The sequence below is a fragment of the uncultured Arcticibacterium sp. genome, from assembly GCF_964021845.1.
In the GTDB taxonomy this organism is placed as follows: Bacteria; Bacteroidota; Bacteroidia; order Cytophagales; family Spirosomataceae; genus Arcticibacterium.
In genome coordinates this window covers 378,701-398,249 of sequence record NZ_CAXHZC010000001.1, presented here as the reverse complement: position 1 = coordinate 398,249, position 19,549 = coordinate 378,701, and the positions used below count along the sequence as shown (strand labels likewise).

Below are 19,549 nucleotides of genomic sequence, written 5' to 3'. Positions count from 1 at the left end.
AAAAAGGAATTGCATATTTAAAAAATAATAAAAATAAAGCTTGATGAAGAATATTTTTGAAGCCTCTGTTACCAATGAAATTATTGGTAGAATAAATCAACTTTCACCTGAGAGCAAAGCAATATGGGGTAAAATGTCTGTAGCCCAAATGCTGGCTCATTGCTGTGTAACGTATGAAATGATATATGATGAAACGCACCCAAAGGCTGGTTTCTTCAAAACCCTTATAATGAAGCTTTTTGTAAAAAATATAGTGGTAGGTCCAAAACCTTACAAAAAGAACAGCCCTACCGCTCCGGCTTTTGTAATCAAAGACCAAAGAAACTTTCAAACGGAAAAGAAAAGGCTGATTGACTATCTGAATAAAACACAGGAACTGGGAGGAACTTACTTTGATGGAAAAACCTCAAACTCCTTTGGTAACTTAACAGAAAGTGAGTGGAACATCATGTTTTATAAACATTTAGACCACCATTTAAGTCAGTTTGCTGTTTAAGAATGAAGCTAAAAGCACTCATAAAGCCATCTGCTCTTAAAGAAGGAGACAAAGTCGGAATTGTCTCTCTATCTTCTGTTTTAGATGAGAAGAGGCTTTTAGAAGGTAAAGAAATCATTGAAAACGGCTTTGGTTTCAAAACCGTTTTTTCAAGTAACATATTAAATGTTCATCATAATTTCGCCGGCACAGACCATGAAAAAATAGTAGCCTTTCAGGCGATGCTAGACAATCCTGAAATCAAAGGGATTATAGCAGGCAGAGGTGGATATGGTGCGTCCAAGATTATTGACCAAATTAATTGGGATAGGTTTAAGCAAAATCCTAAATGGCTTGTTGGATTTTCTGACCTAACGGTAGTTCATCAAAAACTTCAAAGTTTAGGTATACAGTCTATTCATGGGCCTATGATGGTGACGCTTACTAATGATACAGCATCTACCAGATCCTTAAAAGAGGCATTAACTGGGAAAGTTTTAAAGTATAAAGAAAGAGGTCACGATTTTAATAGAGAAGGCGAATGTGCTGAACAAATAATCGGAGGAAACCTCTGTCTCTTGGCTCATAATATTGGTTCTTCTTCTGACATCAGTTTTGATAATAAAATCCTATTTCTGGAAGACGTGGGAGAGTATTCTTATAATATTGACAGAATGATGGTACAATTAAAAAGAGCTGGTAAACTTAATAACTTAGCAGGCTTGATAGTCGGACAGTTTTCTGATTCTAAAGAAAACGCCATTCCCTTTGGTAAAACGGCATATGAAATCATTCAAGAACATGTATCCGCATTTCAATATCCTGTCTCATATGATTTCCCAATAGGTCATGATGATGAGAACCTAGCTATAAGATGTGGCGAGGTAATGAAACTAGAAGTATTAAAAAACAAGGTTAAATTAAGCTCTATTTAACAGTAAGTATATAAAAAATGAATCAAACTAACACGCTAAAAAAAACTCAAAGAACATATATAGCTATTGCTTTTAGCCTATTATTATTGGCTGTAGCTGTATTTTATCTGATCCAATCTGGCAATATCTCAAAAGGCTCGTCTTACATGAGTATTCTTTTTAAAGCTGTACCTATGAGCATAGTTATAGGTTTGTCTGCATCTTTTTATTTAGGAAATAAGCACCTTAAAGAAGCACGAAAAGCTAAAAACCTGTCAAGCAAATTAGACTATTATAAAAAATCTGTTTTTGTAAAGAACTTATGCCTCGCCATACCTGGTTACTTGGCATCCATTGCAGCCATCATGTCTGGCGAAACACAGTTTCTGTTTATTGCTTTAGCTGTTTTGGTCGTTATGTTGATTGCTTTTCCTTCAAATAAGAAAGCTAGCTCTCAGCTTGAGCTCAGTGACAACGAAGCTGCCGAACTAAAAAAATGGATGACAGCTTAATACCGTTTATTTAAAATCATATGGAAAACCTTCTTGAAAAATTCTATACTGCCTTTTCAAAGCAAGACGCTGAAACTATGGCCTCATGCTATCATAAAGATGTAGTATTTGAAGACCCAGCTTTTGGTAAATTACACGGAAAAGATGCAGGCGACATGTGGAGAATGCTTTGCAAAAATGGAAAAGACCTTGAAATAACTTTTTCAGAACCAATAGCCGATGAAGAAAAAGGCTTGGTTAAATGGGAAGCCAAATATACCTTCAGCCAAACAGGACGTTCGGTTCATAACATTGTCTTGGCAAAGTTCAAATTCAAAGATGGTAAAATAATAGAACACACAGACACCTTTAACCTTTATGCATGGGCTAAACAAGCCATGGGCTTCAAAGGTATTCTATTAGGGAATACCCAATTTTTTAAGAAAAAACTTAATCAAACAACTACCTCCACCTTGAAAAAATTTCAAGAAAAGCTTTAAGCCTAGTATCTAATTTCCTTTCAGTCTTAGCCGTTTTATTGCTCAGAAATAAGCATATCGCCATTTTTAATCGATTCGTAGCCACATTACCTTCACTTAACCTTTTAGCGACTTTCATTTACAAAGGACTGCAACCTTAGGCCTTTCTATGCCATCTGGTGTATAAATTATGAAAGAACCATTCATCTAGTTTAATGAACCACTTGTGTATAAACCATTACCTTGCTATACACAATACCCATACCTTTGAAGTGTCATTTAGGAAAACATATCCCAAAGGCCAAAGCTATTACGACATAAAAAATACAAAAAATGAAAAAGCTATTACTTACAATTTTCGCCCTTACAGTAACATTGAGTTCGTGGGCACAAACCAATTTCCAGGTCACAGGAAATGTTCTTGATGAAAAATCAGAAGTCATGCCATTTGCCAATGTGTTGCTGCTAAATGAAGCAGACAGCTCTTTAAATAAAGCAGTAGCTTCCGACATAGATGGGGCTTTTATTCTTGACAATTTAACCGAAGGTGGATATTTTGTCAAAATTTCTATGGTAGGTTATTCCGAATTTGTGTCTCCTAATTTCAAGTTAGGACAAGCCACTCCGAACTTTGAATTTCAGCCAATAAAACTAACAGTGGCATCAAACGAACTGGGTGAAGTAACAGTAACGGCGAAAAAACCTTTCATAGAACAGCAGATTGACAGAACTGTGCTAAACGTAGAAAACAGTATAGTAGGAAGTGGCAATACCGCTTTAGAAGTACTGGAAAAAGCACCAGGCGTAGTAGTTGACAGGCAGAACAACGCTCTTAAGTTGAAAAATAAAAATGGGGTTCTAGTACAAATTGACGGAAGACGTAGTTATTTATCAGAAGAAGCTTTGATGCAATTGCTAAGCAATATGAACTCTGACGAAATCACTTCAATAGAAATCATTTCTAATCCTTCTGCTAAATATGACGCTTCTGGAAACTCAGGAATCATCAATATTAAATTGAAGAAAAATAAAGCTTTTGGAACAAATGGCTCAATAAACGTAGCTGTTGGAGATTCTTACCTGCCTAACTCAACAGATGATTTATACCGAGCATCTACAAACATCTCATTAAACCACAGAAACAAGAAAGTAAACGTTTTTGGGACGGCAAATGCAGGTAGAAATGCTTTTTATAATGACAACCATCTTATGAGAAGCACAAACTTTGAAAGCTTGAGAAGTGAGTTTGACCAAGTATCACAAAGAAATGGTAATGGTATTTATAGCTCCGCAAAACTTGGTGCAGACTACTTCGCTACCGATAAAACTACCTTAGGAATTATGTTTGATGTAAATAACTGGAATGGCAACATGAAGTCTTCTGGCTTAACAGAAATTATAGAAAGACAAAGTGATGTGATTAACCAGAGCTCACTAATTCCAATCTCTGATAGGGATATGGATAACTGGAACTACACTGCCAATTTTAATGTAAAGCATAACTTTGATGATAAAGGAAAAGAAGTAAGTTTTGATGCTGATTACAGCGGTTTTAGAAACTACACTTTCCAAACTTTCGAAACTGACTATTTTGATAGTAATCAAAACTTGACTGAAAAAATACTTCAACAAAATAGCACTCCTTCAGACATTAATATTTATGCTGCCAAAGTAGACTTTGTAATACCAACAGCCAACAAAATGAAAATTGAGTTTGGAGCCAAAACTAGCTATGTCAAAACCGACAATGACTTTGTGTTTGAAGTAGAAAATGACGGAGCATGGACTATTGACCCAGGCAAAACAAATCACTTTGTTTATACCGAATTTGTGAATGCAGCTTACTTTAACATAGGAAAACAGTGGGACAAAATAGGCTTCCAAACTGGAATAAGAGCCGAGCACACTAAATCAGAAGGTAACTCTATCACCCTTGACCAATCTGTACCTCGCTCCTACTTAAGCCTTTTCCCAACAGCATTTTTAAATCAGAAAGTAAATGACAAAAACTCACTTAGATACTCCTATAGCAGAAGAATAGGGCGTCCTAACTATCAACAACTTAACCCATTTTTATTCTTCTTAGACCCTTATACTTTTGAGCGTGGAAACGAGTATTTAAAACCACAATTTACTGATAACCTAGAACTTACATATACCTATAATAATGCCATCACTCTTACTTTAGGCTACGCCAATACTAATGACTTTATGATGCAGGTGATAGAGCAAGATGATGAAACTAGGGTTACTTTTCAAACAACCACCAACCTTGAAAAAGTAGAAAACTATTCTGCCAACTTATCTTTCCCTATTCCAGTTACTAAATGGTGGAATATGCAGAATAACATAAACTTATATTATGTGAAATATTATGACAGCGACTTAAGCGGTGGTACTTTAAATATAGACCAAACGGCATTTAATTTTTATACTAGTAACAACTTGAGCTTTAAGAAAGGTTGGTCTGCAGAAGCTAGCATGTGGTTTAATTCACCTCAAATAATGGGAATTATTAAGCAGTCAAAACCTCAATACTCTGTAAATGCCGGCGTTCAAAAGACAATTCTTGAGAAAAAAGGGCGTATCAAATTTAACATAAATGACATCTTCTTAACCTCTTTCTTTGCAGGTGCTATTGATTATGAAAACGTAGACTTACAAATTGATAACAGATGGACTAGCAGAAGAGTTACTTTGAGTTTTAACTACACATTTGGTAACCAAAACGTAAAAAGTAGCAGAAGAAGAAGCACTGCTACGGAAGACTTAAAAAGCAGAGCCGGCGGAAACGGTAACTAAAAACAGCTATTAATTTTCTAAAGAAGGTCTCTGATTTATTCAGAGGCCTTTTTTAGTTTTTGATAAAAGGCCAAAGCTTGGTCTTCTACATATGTACTTTTTTGCCCTGACTGCATAAAACCTACATGCCCCCCTTCTTTGGGTAATATTAAATTAAGGTTAGCATTACTTTGTGCTTCACCCAAATCAAAGCATTTGTCACCTAAAAATGGGTCATTAAGAGCCTGAACTATCAAAGTTGGTACTTGCACCCTACCTAAAAGAGGTTTAGCAGAGGCTTGAGCATAAAAGTCAAATGCATCTTTATAACCATGTAAAGGAGCCGTATACCGGCTATCAAATTCAAAAAAGTCATTGGTTTTAGTATTACCTTGAAAGAAACTATTATCAGGAAACTGCAAGGACTTTTGTTTAATTTTCACTTCTAATTTCCTTAAAAAACGATCCATGTAAAAGCGTTTCAAAGGCTTTTGTAATTCTTCTACAGAATTCTGTAAATCTAAAGGTACAGAGGCTACTGCCGCCAGTTTAACCTCTGCAGGTAAAAGCTCAGGCTTTTCGCCGACCAACCTTAGTGTTAAACTACCTCCCATACTAAAGCCTGCCAATACCACTTCTTTATATCCCCTTTCCTTTATAGCATATTCTAAAACAGCTCTTAAATCCTCCGCATCTCCATGATGATAAAATTTTGGTAACCTATTCATTTCACCGCTACAGCTACGACAGTTCCATCCCAAGCCATCAAAACCTTGCTCTTGAAACTTCTGAATCATTCCCGTTACATAATGCCTCGAGGCATCTCCCTCTAAACCATGTGTCACTAATATGAGCTTATCGTTGTCATTATTAAGCCATTCTAAATCTAGAAAATCACCATCAGGAAGCTCTATTCGTTCTTTTTCATAGGGCAAATCGACCTTTCTAAAAAAACTTGGATAAATGGTTTGAAGATGGCCTTCAAATTGCCAAAATGGAGGAGAAAAAGAAGTTTTCAATTTTATAAGACTGTTTTTAACAAAATATCATCAATAACGAATTGTCTTTAAAGACTTTCGTCCACTTCTAAACAACAGTAAAAACGCCTTGATAGTTTACCTCTAAAAATGAAAAGTCCATCTACGCCGTTCTTTTCAGTACGGCGAGATGAACTCCGATTATAGCTTATTTCACTTTTATGTATGATTATCTTAAAAAGAAAGCAGTAAGTCGTCTATCGAATCAGTGCTTTCTTTGTAAATACACGCCTCTCACCAGCCATACTTACTAGAAGGACACCCTCCGAAGTTCTTTGAGGTCTTACTTCATAGCCTTCAGCTGTATCATAAATATCATAAGGAATATTCCTACCCGTAACATCTAAAATACGAAGCTCCGAGTCTTTTATATTGGTTCTAATCTGAATAGTGTGATTTCTCACAGGGTTTTCAAAAGTGAAATAATCACCATCTATTTCATAATTAACCGCTATTGTTTTAGAGTAGGTATACTTTCCATTTGAATCAATTAGCTTTAGTCTGTAATAATTAACACCTTCTTTTGGGTTATAATCATCATGATTATAAATAGTCTCAAAGCTTTTGTCTATTCTAGCTATTCCTTCAAAGTTTACAGCATTATTACTCTTCTCCAGCAGAAACTTATCAAAGTTTTCATATTCAGTAGCTTCCCAAGAGACATTAATTCTACGCTCTAACTGCTTTCCCTTTAAGGAAACTAACTTAACTGGAAATACCCCAAGAGCCGGGCTCTCTGGATCTAGCCCTACTACTAAAGTGTTATTTGCCACACCTATACCACTAGCACCCGTTGTAACCATTTCAGATATATCAAAGATATTAGCAGGTTCCGTCCCAAGCCAAACAATCCCATCTCCTTGTAAGAAATCTTCACCAAAGAGCTCTAATATAGTTGTTAAAAGTCCCCCAATGAAGCTTGTAACTTCTTTTTCAAATCCCTCTTCAAAAAGGCCAAACTCAGTAGAAATAACGCCTTCGTTATCTACTCTTCCAAAAATATAAATATCTCCATCAACTACTATTTGGTTATTATTCTCAAAAGGAAGAAGCTCTATTTCTGGTACTCCGAATTGCAAATCACCGCCCACATGAATATAGCCACCATTGGTAAACTCACCATTGTTAAGGAAACCAGCTTCCACCACTACTGTAGAAGTAGCCGTATTTATAAAGTGGCCAAAGGCGTTCTGGAAATATCCTAGAAGCATTCTAGCCCCTCCAGTATTATTACATGTTCCTCCATTAAGAAACAGTCCAGCATCACCTAAAACATCTAAACCAAACACAGCATCAGAACCATTATTATTCCAAACCGACCCTAAACCAACCTCAACAACTCTTTCTCCCAATAACTGGACTGTGCCAAAATTATTTAAAAGATCTATTTCAATAGGTGAAGTCAAATAATTGCTTCCATCTCCTTTTTGTCTTAAAAGGGTAACATCTATTTCATCTTGGTCAATATTAATGGTTCCAATATTGGAAGCCCCAAGTATTTCAATACCGTCACAGCTTAAATTAAGAATTCCTGAGTTAAATAAGTTTTGAGTCAATAGCGTACCCGTACTTAAATCAATTAATCCATTATTTAAAAGCCCAATATTATTAATCAAGGAATCTAAAAAAGTCAATGCCCCTGAACTATTAACTATAAACGAACCCCCATCATTTAATATTTTCCCGCCTAAGGTGGCTGTAGTACATGCTAAATTTATGTCACATAAATTTAAAATTTCTTCGCTCACCACAGTCCCTGCGGTACAATCTAACAAGCCATTCCCTAAAAGACCGACATTATTGATAACTGAATCTAGAAAAGTAAGAACCCCAGATATATTTAAATTTATACCTCCACCATTGTTTATTAATTTCCCTTCTAAGGAGGCTGTAGGGCAATCTAAGTTAAGATTACCCAAATTAAGAATATCCTTTGTCAATAAGGTTCCTGATGTACAGTCTATTAAGCCCGTATCCAAAACACCTACCTTGTTTATCACGGAGTCTAAGAAAGTCAGTGAACCTGTGGTATTAGTTATAAAAGAACCGCCATGGTTTTTCAGCTTGCCTCCTATGGATATAAGAGGATTTCCGTCAATGATATTGACAATTCCGCCCTCATTGATTTCTAAATCAAAATTACCAATGAACTCGTTAGCGGGTAGAGAGCCACTCGCTGGACTCCAATTTCCACCAGAAGTAACACAAATATCAATTACCGAAGTATTATCAGTAATAAACCCTGTCCACGAATCATTTACACATATTCCTCCATCATTTGATGTAAAATCACCTGCACCACTCGCCAGTGGCCAAGTAGGTTGGCACGCACATTGCCCAAATACTAAATCAGGACTTATAATTATTATAAGTAGTAATAATAGTTTTTTCATGACAAGTCATCGGTTTAAGGTTGGAACTGATTAGAACCAAAGTCTGATACAGACCCTGTTTTCAGTGTTAATGATGAAACCGAACCCAACTTTTTTAAAGATGGTTTTTGGTAGCTTTTTTTTCCTGTCTCTTGTAATTTGATAATAGTTGATTTTTTCATTTCCTGACCTTTTTAGTGAGATTCTAAGAATACATTGAACAATAGTTGAAAAACTGTGCCATCTGGGAAATAGGAAAGCTTTTTTTTACCAAACGGCGACATTATTGACAATTGTCAATTTTTCAGGTTAGCATTTCTAAACTCAGGGTAAACCCTTAGTAGCGTGCCAAAAAAAAATGGAGCGTTATAAAAAGAAAAAACCTCCTAAAAGGAGGCTTTCTTGAGTACCCAGAGCCGGGGTCGAACCGGCACGATATTGCTACCATTGGTGTTTGAGACCAACGCGTCTACCAATTCCGCCATCTGGGCATTCTTTGGCTTGGGGGTGCAAAAATAGAATAACAGGATTTATTCACAAAGCTTTTCCTCCAAACTTTTTCAATTATAATTTACTTGGTCTTATTCATACCTAAGAGACTCTATAGGGTCTAACTTGGATGCTCTGTAAGCGGGATAAAAACCAGAAAGTAAACCTACCCCTATACATACTACCAGCCCTATTATAATCCAGCCCCAAGGCACTAAGAAGACTGATTCGTCAAACATTAAAGAAGAAACAAGGTTTCCACCTACAATACCCAATAAAACGCCTACCAAGCCTCCAAAAAGACAAATAATTATAGCCTCTATCAAAAACTGTAATCTTATTTTTATGGGGCTGGCACCTAAAGCCTTTCTTACTCCTATTTCGCGTGTTCGCTCCGTAACAGACACCATCATAATATTCATTAAAGCTATAGAAGCACCCAACAGCGTTATGATTGAAATAACAAGCCCACCCATTTGCATAGCACCCGTAATACTTTCTGTCTGTTTCACTAAACTATCGGCACGTTCTATTTTAAAGCTATCATCAAAGCCTATTTCATCTCCACGTACTCTCCGCATCACAGCTGTAGCTTCTCCAATAGCCTCCTCTATATTGTCTACACTTTCTACCGAGGTGGTTATTTCATAAGAAAAGTTACCATTTATATCATACTGCCTGCCCGATGAAAGTGGAATTAATACCACCCTATCATCTCCTCCACCAGATAAACTTCCTTTTTGGTCTAAAACCCCAATCACTCTATACTTATTTCCTTTAAAAGCAATCTCTTTTTCTAAAGGAGCTTCCTTCGGGAAAAGTGTTTTCGCAAGCTCAAAACCTATTATGGCAACTTTTGACGCCAATTCCATATCGGTCTCATTGAGGTTTCTGCCATTTTGAAGGTTATAAGCCTTAATTCCTAAAAATTGCTCATCTACACCAATTACTCTGGTGTTAGGGTTGGTTTTAATAGAGCCATTCTTTACCTCAGCACTTCCTGTAACACCAGTATATACACTCACCACGGCATCTTCCTCCGCCATAAAGAGCTCTTTAAACTTTTTGGCTTCTCTATATACTATAGGTGGCAGTACTTTATCTCGCAGCCCACCTCGCCTACCTTGACGTTGTTCCACCAATATATCGAAGGTATTAGCTCCTAAACCAGATAAACTTTGATTTACGTTATTTTGAATACCGTCTACCGCTGTCAAAATCCCCACTAAAGCCAGTATACCAAATGCTATAATAGTGGCTGTAAGAACTGCTCTTAGCATATTGGCTTTTATAGCTCTAAAACCCTCTGCAATGTTTTCTTTTAAATTCATTTATCTTTAGATTTTATTCTAATTCGTAGTGTTTCGGACACTATTTGGTAGCCAAATCGGTTATATTTACAAAATTGGAAAGAGTAATCAAAAGTAACAAACCAGTGAAACGAGTCTTATTGCCGCTTATCATTTTTTTGACCATTTCTGGGTCTTTACGAGCAAATCAGCTCCTAGTTCCTATGGACGACAGTCAAACTAATCACCTAAAATCTTACGGTTTGGTGTATTGGATATTGGACAGTTATGACCTAGAGGTAGACTGGCTTTTAAATTACCGCGGTGGTAGTTTTATGTTTCCGGCTACGCAAGAATTTATCAACGAATGCGTAATAAGAAACATTAGTTATGAAGTAATCTCAGAAGCCGATGGTGCTCAAATTTTAGCTTTTGTAAAAAATCCTGACGCCAACATGGATGCTGTCAAACTTCAGAAAGTACCCAAAATAGCTGTTTACTCTCCAAAAAGCACACAGCCATGGGATGATGCCGTTACCATGGCCTTAACTTATGCAGAAATCAAATATGTCAAAGTTTTTGACGAAGAGGTTTTAGAAGGTAAACTTCCTGAGTATGATTGGTTACACCTACACCATGAAGACTTCACAGGCCAGTTTGGTAAGTTTATTAGAATGCGTGGCCAGTCATGGTATCAGCAGCAGCAGATGGAAGCCGAAGCCATTGCCACTAAATATGGTTATGATAAGGTGAGCCAAGCGAAATTAGCTGTGGTTAATAAAATTAAAAACTTTGTTTTAGGTGGTGGCTACATGTTTGCTATGTGTAATGCAACCGACACCTATGATATAGCTTTGGCAGCAGAAGGACTAGATGTAGTAGAGTCGCCTTACGACGGAGATGGTGCAGACCAATCTGCCGACACAAAACTGGACTTTAGCAAAACTTTTGCCTTCAAAGACTTCTCCCTTATATATGACCCATACATTGTTGAGTTTTCAAACATTGATCATACTAGCCAAGAGCGTCAGGTCAATGAAAGTAATGACTACTTCAACCTTTTTGAGTTTTCTGCTAAGTGGGATCCTATTCCTACCATGCTTACGCAAAACCATAGTAACCTAATAAAAGGGTTTATGGGACAAACCACAGCTTACAAGAAAAACTTGATTAAACCGGAGGTGGTAGTTTTAGCAGAAAACAGAGAGCTGAACGAGGCACGATACATTCATGGTACAGTTGGCAAAGGCTTCTGGACATTTTATGGTGGCCATGACCCTGAAGATTATCAACATTATGTAGGCGAAGAACCAACAGATTTAAATCTTCATCCAAATTCTGCTGGTTATCGTTTAATATTAAATAATGTATTATTTCCTGCGGCAAAAAAGAAGAAACTTAAGACCTAGGCATGAGCTAGTTCTTCCTTTTCCTCTATCGCTTTGTCTGCTCTCAAATAAGTATTCACTGCATTTAAGTACCATCCTGAACTTACTAAAACCACGTTCTTAATGATATATTGACCTGTTAAGGTTAATGTAAAATAAGACTGCCAGGTATCAGACTGAAGTAACACCAATGGAATAAAAGTACAAGCCATATGACCTAGCATCACATAGAAGGTTAACTTAGTCAGTTTTGGAAACAGCCACATTATTCCTACCAAACACTCAAAAGCCCCAAAAACTGGCATGAATACATCAATAGCTATGAATGGTGCCAAGGTTAAATCAAAAAGCTTATGAACTAAGTTTTCAGCAGGCGAAGTACCTATGACTTTTAAAAAACCAAACCAGAAAAAAACCGTAAACAGTGCTACTCTACTAAAAAGGTCAACATTTCTGAGAGCTTTATATCCGTTAAAAACATCTTTACTCTTCATAATTCTAAATCTTTAAAAAGTGTAAGCCAAAGTAAAATTGACTTACACTTATGATACCGCCAAATCATCCACAATAAGCATGCAAAGTATATTTGATGGTAATAATATATTTCTAAAACTTTAGCTGAAGGCTTAAAACCGCACTTCTGCCATCAGATGTCCAGATTCCTGGTCCTGGATAGCCTGTTGGTCTTTTGGTATAATAAGTTACATTTCCAATGTTGCTCAAACTTCCCTTCAATACTAAAAAATCAGTTAGCCTAAAGCTGGTATTGAAATCAAGAATACCATAAGAAGGCACTACCCCTACCGTTCCGTTTTCGACAAAATCAATATTCAATGGGTCAGAATAAAAAGACGAAGTAAAGCTATACTGTAAGGTAGCACTCCATTTCTTAGTTTTAAATAAGAAACCGTTTCTACTTATAACCTGAGGTACTCCAGGCAGCAAATTACCATCTACCGAAACATTTTCTGTCCCATTGGTCACTTCGCCGTTTAGGTATTTACCCTTCATAAATGAGCTAGCCGTAAATACAGACCATCTAAACTTAGGGCTATTATGAATGATAAAGTCTAAATAAGATTCTAATCCATAAGTTATGCTGTTGCCTATATTGGTTCTTAAAACAAAAGTGTTACCATTAGTATCATTAATAACCTGTTTACCCATTCTGTCTTTATAGTAAAGGCTGAATACAGAAATATTATAAACCAATTTACTATCAAAACTCTTCCCTTGTAAACCCAACTCCATATTTGAACCAGAGGCGTCATGCAAGTTTTCATCTGCTATTTCATACGAATTAGCAGGAATTATATCCGCAAAAATAACAGGACGATAGGCCTGCGACCAGCCACCATAAAACCTCAAATTATCTTTTGGTGTAAAGTTGAAATCTAAGCCTAGTAAAGGAAACTCATGCTTAATATCGGTTGGTACTTCGTTTTCTGGATAATCATTAATTCTTCCACGCATTTTGGTCAATCCTTTCTCAAAACGTAAACCCGCATTCACAGAAAAGTTACTCGTCAAATTAAGTTTCTCTTCTAAAAACATAGCCACATTATCAGTATAATAATGTATATCTCTTCCAAAACCTGCAGCACCTACGGAATAAATTGCTCCTTCATCCACATCACTACTTCCTTTTTGACGGCGGTGTAAGTCATTTCGGATTAACCTAACACCGGCATGAAGTTTTGCACTTTTATTAAACAATGAGTGCTCATTACTAAATGACAACTCTGTGGTGTAGGAATGATAATTATCAATATCCACTTGACGTGCAGGCATTAAACCTGTGTTAAAATCAGGTTCGTCTATCACACCTGACACGCCAGTAAATTGAACACTTTTCCTTTCACCTAAAACCGCAGATACCATTAATTTCAAAGTTGATTTATCATCAATGTTGGAAGTTAACTCTAAGAAAGGCACAAAAATATCTGGAGAGTAATAGTTTCTATCCCGCGTACTTTGCCTCGGATTACTAGCAAACTGCTCTTCTGTCAATGGACCAGGAATTCGATACGTGTAAACTGATCTAGCCAAACCACCCGACAAATTCCAAGTATTGTTAAATCGATAGTTCATCTTTATGTACTCCGACTCATAATTTGACTCTGCATTGTCTCGGTAGCCGTCAGACACTCTTTTAGAAAAGTAAGCATAGTAAGAAAACTTACCAACGGTTCCTCCCAAAGCATTATATGTACTTTTCAAACCATAAGACCCCACAGAATTAATGCTTTCTACACCTATTTTCTTGGTACTATCGGCACTTTTGGTGACATAGTTAAGCATTCCTCCAAACTGTGCCCCATATTGCAAAGAGCCTGTTCCCCTGATCATCTGTATCTTTTCAATAGACTCCATTGGCATACTAAAATGACTAGCCGGATAACCGTACATATCGGAATTTGTCACTACATTATCTAATCGCACATTATACTCCCAACTTCTATGTGGGTCAAGTCCTCTAGACGAAATGTTGATTTGATTTCCAGAACCGTCCATATCGTAAACAAAAACACCTGGAATCTTAGCAAAAATTTGTCGGGCATTCTTTTGAGAAACGTCCGCATCAACAGCGGCCATAGAAATTATCTCTGTCTTTTTACCACCAATTAACACATCAGTTTCTTCTTCTTTAATTTGCTCTATTCTTGCAATTCTTTCAGCATTCACCTCCACCTCCTTCAAGGCTTCTGAGTTTTTTGTCAAGGCTATTTTTGACACATTTAAGCTTAGCTCATTTAATACAACTAATTGCTCTACACTGGCATAACCAATAAACGAAATCCTTAATTTATAAATACCGTAAGCTAAGTTTCTGAACTTAAATTTTCCTTCAGTATCTGAAAAAGTCGCCAAATTAGTTCCTTCTATACGAACCACAGCTCCTGATATTGGCTGTGATAAGTCATCCGATACTTCACCTTCTATTTTACCTGTTTGCTGGGCGTACAATTCCCCTGCTCCTAATACTAAAATTAGGAGGATACATAATAAGCATCTCATCTCTAAACCTTTTACTTACTAATGAGATTTATCTTTATTACCCAAACCTACGGTCAAACCAAAATTTATGAGGTAATCAGCAAATGCTGCATCACCAGCTCTGGGTGAACCTGTCAATTTTTCAGTTTCCAAATCTGTTAAGCTTTGTGGCCTATTTCTATAAAAAACTACGGGCACATTCAGGCTAAACATTAATTGGTCTTTCATAAACATAATTCCTGGGTCTAGTGAGCCTGCCATTCCTGGTCTTCTGAAGCCTAAACTCCCTCCTATCACGTCTTTGACCGGCACTCCTTCAAACCTTCCTCCCAAACTCAAGCTTATGCTTGGTTGAAAAAACGAATAGCTTAAACCAGCAGAAAGGGAATATTGGTCTGTGACCGACATGATAGACTCATTTTCAAGGATAGGATTAAGTGTTTCTCTATATGTTCTAGTTCCGTTAGTCTCTTTTGGATTTGACAAATAAAAGCCGGAGCCATACACGCTCAATCTAGTACCCAACTGCTTAAAACCCTGAAAACCTAAAGTTATACCAAAACCACCATCGCCTGGCTGAATAGATTGGTCCACCGGTCTTACTTCTTCAGTACCATTTATGCCTACATTATAAAAAGTGCTAGTAGCTCCATAATCTCCAGTAGGTAACTTCACTCCAACATTTATAGACATATTGGCATCATGAGCTTTACTTACATCTTTGAGCCAATAACCAAACCCAAGTCTGGCATCTGCCAAACCCTTTGAATAAGAATTATGCCTTTCTGTACGGCCATGTTCATAAAGTGAACTTCGGTCATTATAAACAATAGGTAAATTGGCTGTCAAAAAAGTTCTATTACCCAGGCCATAGGTAAAATTCAAATCTAATGAATGGCTATAGTTAATAACTTCTGAGCCATTTGACACTCTATCTGGTTCTTCATGCGTTCCTCTAAAGTGTCTAAAAGATTTAAAATAACGGTAGTTAGCACTGAATAGGGCATAACCTTTTCCCGTTTGAAGCGAAGAATTGGGATTTCCAGAACAAGTAGAAAAGTGTCTGATAGCTACACACCCTTGTGCAGAAACATATATATACGGAACAGTGAGCAACAGTACTGTTGCAAGTAATTTTCTTAACATTTTGAATGAAATTTAATGTAAATAATAATGCACCGATAAAGCTTTATCGATGATTTAGAGTACAATATTTAAACATTAAACTAACTTAGGAGGAGGCGTGTCAATTCCTAAGGAAATAGAAGAAAACAAGTTTTTATAGCTAAAGTTATGAAAGGCCAATTCTGAAAAAGCTAGGTTTAAGTATTCAAAATCATTAGACGAGCTTGACTGGAATTTAAGAAGCATCCAGTTAGAAAACAGACTATTACTATTTGAGTTTTGCTGCTTATCTGAATCTTGATTGTTATCTACTTTATCAGATAACATACTAAAAATTTCTCTTGCGTTGGTATTTTTGATGTATTTGAAATAGAGCGTATCGTTTTCAAAATTTCTTTCTACCAAGGTGTAGAACTCTCCATTTTTCTCGAATAAACCATTTCCTTTTTTGGGACTTTCCCACTCAGAAGCATAAGGAAGAGCCATGGCCATTTTAATCTCTAAGACCTCAGGACCTTTAACGTCTGATAAAAAAGAAGAGGTTTCTATACTACCCTCTTGATGAAGAAGATTTAACAGCACAGTAGGAACAAGAAACAGATTGACCATAAAGCATATAGCCAATAACAATGCCCCCAGTCTTGTACTTTGTTTCTGTTTCAATGGTTTAAAATAAAATTGAAGGTAGGTAATAAATAGTATTTAACCATAAATTGACTTTCAAAAATGATTTATCGGTATCTAAAAGCATTTCAATCGTGCCAAACTTTTATTTTCAAAAAATATAATTTTAGAAAGCTACATCTTCTCAATTAACATCGACAGAATACACCACAAGGTATAATTCTTATTTTTCATAGACTTTTCAAAGCTAAATGGACTGATATTTGCGGCTCAAAATTTGGACTACTTAAAATACGAGCATGAAAAAAAACTACCTCTACGCATTATTTATAATTGGCATTACCGCTTTAGTATCCTGTAACGATAAAGACGAGGTACTCTCTATAGAAGCTAATGAAACGGATATTGCTCTGGAAGACGCCTTATTAGCTAGTTCTAACAACGTGGGCAAAGCATTTTATAGAATGCCAGATAGTGACGAATTTTCGAAAATACCTCAAGACCCGAAAAACCCTTTAACCGCCGCAAAAGTAGAATTGGGTAAATTTCTATTTCACGAAACAGGAATAGCTCAAATCCCCACAATGAATATTGGTATGAATACCTATTCTTGTGCGAGTTGTCATCATGCTAAAGCAGGCTTTCAGGCATGTATGCCACAAGGAATTGGCGAAGGTGGTATTGGATTTGGTCAAATTGGTGAGTCGAGAGTTAAAGACCCAGCCTACCCAGAAAAAAACTTAGATACACAGCCTATTAGGTCTCCGTCTGCTATGAATATGGCTTACCAAACTATCATCCTTTGGAATGGTCAGTTTGGAGGAACTCATCAAAATATTGGAACTGAAGCTTCATGGACAGAAGGTACACCAAAGGCTACAAATAAACTAGGCTTTGAAGGCGTAGAAACACAAGCCATTGCAGGTAGAGATGTTCATAGACTGATGATTGATAAAATTTTCATGAGTAATGTGGGCAATTATCGTCAGATGTATACCGATGCCTTTGACGAAAGTAGTTTTAATAACCCAGTAGAGTTAAAAACAAATGGTGCATTGGCCATTGCAGCTTATGAAAGGTCTCTTCTTTCAAATCAATCTCCTTTTCAGTTATGGCTTCAAGGTGATTATAATGCCATGCTAGAGGAGGAAAAGAAGGGTGCAATCTTATTTTTCGGAAAGGCTAAATGTGCATCATGTCACAATGGACCTTCTCTAGCCAACATGGATTTTCATGCTATTGGCATGAAAGACTTAACTAAAGGAAGTTATGGTAACCTGCAGGTTTACAATGTGGATGAGACCAACGTAGAGCATAAAGGGAGAGGTGGCTTTACTAACAGACCGGAAGATTTATACAAATTCAAAGTTCCTCAACTGTACAACCTTAAAGATTCTCCGTTTTATGGACATGGGGCTTCTTTCACTGCCATAAGAGATGTTATAGAATATAAGAACAAAGCAATTCCAGAGAACGCTAAAGTTTCAAATAGTCAATTAGATCCTGCCTTTACAGCACTAAACCTTACAAGTGAAGAGATTGACTTATTAACCTCCTTTATCAAGAATGGTCTTTATGATCCTAACCTAGAAAGGTATGTACCCTCAAGTCTTCCATCTGGTTTAGGCTTCCCAAACAATGACATGCAAACCCGAATTGACCTAGGTTTTTGATCTAACTCTTACGCCTAAATCTTTTAAAATTTCGGTTTCTTTTTGCGTATAAAAAGAATGTGTTGAAATTAAATTAGCGGCTACATTGGCTACCATTCCTGCTAAAAGGAAATAGAAAATAGCCGAATGCCTATCTGTCATTTCAAGTACTAAAATAGCAGCTGTAAAAGGGGTTCTGGTTACTCCGGTAAGAAAACCAATCATACAAACCAGTACCATTAAATTATGGGTATCCTGATCTAGACCAAGCGTATTTACCAACAAATGTCCCAATGCAGCCCCTGAAGCCAAACAAGCAGAAAAAACACCCCCTGCTCCGCCAATACAAAAGGAAAACGAACTACCTAAAACCCTAGCCGGAAACGTAAACCAAGGCAAATCTTTACTGGTGAATAGTACTTCATTTATTAAATGTTTCCCTGTACCCATGGTGAAACTGCCCGTAAAAAAGACCAAGGTAGCAAAGAGCAAAGAAAGGCCTAAAACAAAAAGAATTCTATGACTTCCTTTTTTAACCTTTGACCTAAGTTTAGCTACTTCAGAAATACCTTTGGTAAAGATAGAGCCCAAATAACCTGAGATAAATGCAAAACCAGCTACCCAAAACAAACCTAGTAATGGTAGTTTGTCTATTTTTGGAAAACCAAGAAAAAGGTAAGACCCCAGAAATAGCTGAGCGGTAAGCCCAGAAATGATAACCGCCCCAAAAACTGCCGTACGAAATTTTCCTATATGAGATTTGGTAAGGCCTTCTACCACATATACTATTCCACCTAGTGGGGTATTAAATGCTGCCGCCAAACCAGAAGCTCCTCCAGTTATAAGCATTACTTTTTGAGAAACCTTTGGCCAGTTTTCAGGAACAAGTCTATAAACAGTTTCAAAGATAGAACCCGAAATTTGAAGCATAGGCCCTTCTCGTCCTATAGCACCTCCGCCTAAAAGCATGACTAAGCTACTAAGTATTTTAACCACAATGATTTTCAGGTTCAGAAGTTTATCTACCAGTAAACCATTTTTTGTTCCAGCCATACTAACAGATGCCATAAGTTGAGGTATACCTGAACCTGTGGCATTTCTTTCATAACGCTGTACCAAGTACCAGCTTAAAAACATAAAAACAGGAGCTGTAACAAAAATCAAATAAGGATTGCTTTCAAAAACTTTAATACTGGCTGTTTCTGCCCATTCGAAAAGTTTCTCATAGCCCACAGAAATAAGTCCCACTAACACAGAAGCTATCCAAAAAGGGATAGCTTCATAGGGTATTTGATTTTTTAAATTCCCTGGAATACGCTGAATTAGCTTCAGCCCAAAGCGTGACTCTTTCCAGTCTCGCAGTTTATGCTGCCAGGCTAATTCCCATGGTTTTAAGTGGTATTTCGGTCTCAATAAAAAATCACACTTTAATATTA

16 protein-coding genes and 1 tRNA gene are annotated in these 19,549 nt (G+C 36.8%); 7 read left to right on the top strand and 10 right to left on the bottom strand.

Features of this window, described 5'->3' with window-relative positions; genetic code table 11:
- The first annotated feature begins 43 nt into the window (after positions 1-43).
- From AADJ06_RS01585 to AADJ06_RS01565, 5 genes are all read left to right on the top strand, one after another.
- Entirely contained in the window at positions 44-496 is a 453-nt protein-coding gene (locus AADJ06_RS01585; RefSeq protein ID WP_341224637.1) for a DUF1569 domain-containing protein, read from the top strand.
- A 2-nt stretch (positions 497-498) separates the two neighbouring features.
- Positions 499-1,410, top strand: a complete 912-nt coding sequence (locus tag AADJ06_RS01580) for an LD-carboxypeptidase (protein WP_341224636.1) — start codon at positions 499-501, stop codon at positions 1,408-1,410.
- Positions 1,411-1,427: 17 nt separating this feature from the next.
- Positions 1,428-1,901: a hypothetical protein gene (locus tag AADJ06_RS01575; protein WP_341224635.1), complete on the top strand. Its 474-nt coding sequence runs from the start codon at positions 1,428-1,430 to the stop codon at positions 1,899-1,901.
- Positions 1,902-1,921: 20 nt separating this feature from the next.
- Positions 1,922-2,380: a nuclear transport factor 2 family protein gene (locus AADJ06_RS01570; protein ID WP_341224634.1), complete on the top strand. Its 459-nt coding sequence runs from the start codon at positions 1,922-1,924 to the stop codon at positions 2,378-2,380.
- A gap of 312 nt (positions 2,381-2,692) precedes the next feature.
- Positions 2,693-5,161, top strand: a complete 2,469-nt coding sequence (locus tag AADJ06_RS01565; RefSeq protein ID WP_341224633.1) for an outer membrane beta-barrel family protein — start codon at positions 2,693-2,695, stop codon at positions 5,159-5,161.
- A 35-nt stretch (positions 5,162-5,196) separates the two neighbouring features.
- On the opposite strand, the gene AADJ06_RS01560 is transcribed toward AADJ06_RS01565, so the two are convergent.
- From AADJ06_RS01560 to AADJ06_RS01540, 5 genes are all read right to left on the bottom strand, one after another.
- Positions 5,197-6,159: an alpha/beta fold hydrolase gene (locus tag AADJ06_RS01560; RefSeq protein WP_341224632.1), complete on the bottom strand. Its 963-nt coding sequence runs from the start codon at positions 6,157-6,159 to the stop codon at positions 5,197-5,199.
- Positions 6,160-6,374: 215 nt separating this feature from the next.
- Entirely contained in the window at positions 6,375-8,570 is a 2,196-nt protein-coding gene (locus AADJ06_RS01555) for a hypothetical protein (protein ID WP_341224631.1), read from the bottom strand.
- A 14-nt stretch (positions 8,571-8,584) separates the two neighbouring features.
- Positions 8,585-8,731, bottom strand: coding sequence for a hypothetical protein (locus AADJ06_RS01550; RefSeq protein WP_341224630.1), 147 nt, complete (start codon positions 8,729-8,731; stop codon positions 8,585-8,587).
- Positions 8,732-8,956: 225 nt separating this feature from the next.
- Positions 8,957-9,040: transfer RNA gene (locus AADJ06_RS01545), tRNA-Leu, on the bottom strand.
- Positions 9,041-9,130: 90 nt separating this feature from the next.
- Positions 9,131-10,369 carry an ABC transporter permease gene (locus AADJ06_RS01540; protein WP_341224629.1) on the bottom strand — a complete coding sequence of 413 codons (1,239 nt, stop codon included), beginning with the start codon at positions 10,367-10,369 and terminating at the stop codon, positions 9,131-9,133.
- Positions 10,370-10,473: 104 nt separating this feature from the next.
- Here AADJ06_RS01540 and AADJ06_RS01535 point away from each other — a divergent pair, with 104 nt between their 5' ends.
- On the top strand, positions 10,474-11,736 hold the full coding sequence (locus AADJ06_RS01535; RefSeq protein ID WP_341224628.1) for an asparagine synthetase B: 1,263 nt from the start codon (positions 10,474-10,476) through the stop codon (positions 11,734-11,736).
- Here the strand turns inward: AADJ06_RS01535 and AADJ06_RS01530 are convergent.
- From AADJ06_RS01530 to AADJ06_RS01515, 4 genes are all read right to left on the bottom strand, one after another.
- Positions 11,733-12,209, bottom strand: a complete 477-nt coding sequence (locus AADJ06_RS01530; protein ID WP_341224627.1) for a hypothetical protein — start codon at positions 12,207-12,209, stop codon at positions 11,733-11,735. The two genes, AADJ06_RS01535 and AADJ06_RS01530, sit on opposite strands and share 4 nt — an antisense overlap.
- Before the next feature lie 112 nt (positions 12,210-12,321).
- Positions 12,322-14,733 (bottom strand): TonB-dependent receptor, encoded by a 2,412-nt coding sequence (locus AADJ06_RS01525; RefSeq protein ID WP_341224626.1) that lies wholly within the window; start codon positions 14,731-14,733, stop codon positions 12,322-12,324.
- Positions 14,734-14,751: 18 nt separating this feature from the next.
- Complete coding sequence (locus AADJ06_RS01520; protein WP_341224625.1) at positions 14,752-15,858, bottom strand: hypothetical protein; 1,107 nt, start codon at positions 15,856-15,858, stop codon at positions 14,752-14,754.
- A gap of 75 nt (positions 15,859-15,933) precedes the next feature.
- On the bottom strand, positions 15,934-16,500 hold the full coding sequence (locus AADJ06_RS01515; RefSeq protein WP_341224624.1) for a hypothetical protein: 567 nt from the start codon (positions 16,498-16,500) through the stop codon (positions 15,934-15,936).
- A 260-nt stretch (positions 16,501-16,760) separates the two neighbouring features.
- Here AADJ06_RS01515 and AADJ06_RS01510 point away from each other — a divergent pair, with 260 nt between their 5' ends.
- Positions 16,761-18,134 (top strand): cytochrome c peroxidase, encoded by a 1,374-nt coding sequence (locus tag AADJ06_RS01510; RefSeq protein WP_341224623.1) that lies wholly within the window; start codon positions 16,761-16,763, stop codon positions 18,132-18,134.
- On the opposite strand, the gene AADJ06_RS01505 is transcribed toward AADJ06_RS01510, so the two are convergent.
- On the bottom strand, positions 18,123-19,526 hold the full coding sequence (locus tag AADJ06_RS01505; RefSeq protein WP_341224622.1) for a chloride channel protein: 1,404 nt from the start codon (positions 19,524-19,526) through the stop codon (positions 18,123-18,125). The two genes, AADJ06_RS01510 and AADJ06_RS01505, sit on opposite strands and share 12 nt — an antisense overlap.
- Between the last annotated feature and the right edge of the window lie 23 nt (positions 19,527-19,549).